This is a genomic window from Streptomyces sp. NPDC007205 (assembly GCF_040634095.1).
Taxonomy (GTDB): Bacteria; Actinomycetota; Actinomycetes; order Streptomycetales; family Streptomycetaceae; genus Streptomyces.
The window spans coordinates 1-1,458 of the sequence record NZ_JBEYEW010000177.1 but is presented as its reverse complement, the minus strand read 5'-3'; the positions used below and the strand labels follow the sequence as shown (position 1 = coordinate 1,458).

Genomic DNA, 1,458 nt, shown 5'->3' with positions numbered 1-1,458 from the left:
ACCCGCCCACAACCTGACATCAGCAAGGTCCCCACCCACAACCACACCAACGACCGACCTGGCCACCAGTCACAGCAAGCACCGTTGCAGTACTAAGCGTCAGGCGGTCGGCATGCCTTTCAGATACGCCCAGGCTGTACGGTCGATGGCCTCGGGGTGATCGACCGATGACTGAGGATGGTCCCGGTGGAACGCCTGGACGGCTGCCTGGGTCTTCGGGCCGTAGTTGTCGGCGTACGCCACGCTTGCACTGAGGTAGCCGGTCCGCTTCAACTCGTGCTGGAGCAGTCTGGCCGACGGAGAGGAGCTGTTCGGCGTCGGGAGACCGGCTGTGGGCAGCTTCAGCTTCATGCCGATGCTGATGGCTTCGGGGTCCGTCCCGATAGTCGAGCTGTTGAGGGCGTACAGAGCTCTCCAACCGCCGTCGATGCCCAGCGTCGAGGCGATTTTCGCCAGGCAGTCACCTGCCTGCACGGTATACGTCTGATCCGTCGGACCGGGCGTGGGAGCGGCGTCCGGCTTGGGGCTGGATATCGATGCAGGAGCCGGGGCGAGCGTAGATTGCTGACTGCTCAGGGCACCGGAGGCGATGCCGTGACCGGGGCTGTTGCATGCCCAGGCACTGGGGCCCTGGGCTGCGAGGATCCGTGCAGCAACAGCGATCTGCTGAGCCTTGGTCGCCTGGTAGGCGTGGGGGGCGATGTCCCGGCCTCCGAAATCGGCCCAGGTGCGGTCCTGAATCTGAAGGCCACCGGTCGAGTCGGCGTCGCCATGCGGCAGGTTCCAATGTCCGGAGCCGGGCGTGTGCATGTCCCCGCTCTCGCAGGCGGCGATGCGGTCCCAGGTGGCGCTGGGTGTGGATACGGAGTGGGCGATGCCAGTTGCCGCGACGGATGCGCCGAGCCCCAGCGTCACCCCCACAGACGCCCTCTTGACGATCGTAAACTTCGGCTTGCTGTGTCGCCCCGGCATGTCACTTCCCGATCTGGCCGCAAACGGCAACTGCCGCTAAAGAAGGGCCGTTATAGCGTCGCTGGAAGCGATCACTTCCAGCGTTAGGGCTCGAATCTGCCCTCACGTGTTCGCCTCTCAGCGGTGAGAGGCCGGTATACCCTTAGAACCCGCGAGCGGTTCATTCCTCACGCAGGTTCGCGAAACTTTCCGTATGGCATAGGACACTTCGTCACGCGTTACTACCGCTGGATCGACTGTTTCCGGTTGCCGGCCGGAGACCTTAGGGGGATGTGGGGGCAAGGTCCCTCATTTCCGCGGGAGGAACATGAGCCCGCTCTACTACGACCGACGGGGCGGAGAGGGCGCCACGGCACATCCCTGGTCAACCAAACGAAAGGTCAGCCGTCAATGAGCCTTTTCCATCTTCACTCTGAGCTGGTCAGATGGAGGGTGAGGACGGCCTGGACGAGGCTGGTGATCCGGCTGGTCGAGCACCGCAGTTTG

At 64.0% G+C, this 1,458-nt stretch carries 1 protein-coding gene; it reads right to left on the bottom strand.

The window, feature by feature from the left end; genetic code table 11:
- Positions 1-99: 99 nt before the first annotated feature.
- On the bottom strand, positions 100-921 hold the full coding sequence (locus ABZ624_RS43070; protein ID WP_360101232.1) for a transglycosylase family protein: 822 nt from the start codon (positions 919-921) through the stop codon (positions 100-102).
- Positions 922-1,458 lie beyond the last annotated feature (537 nt).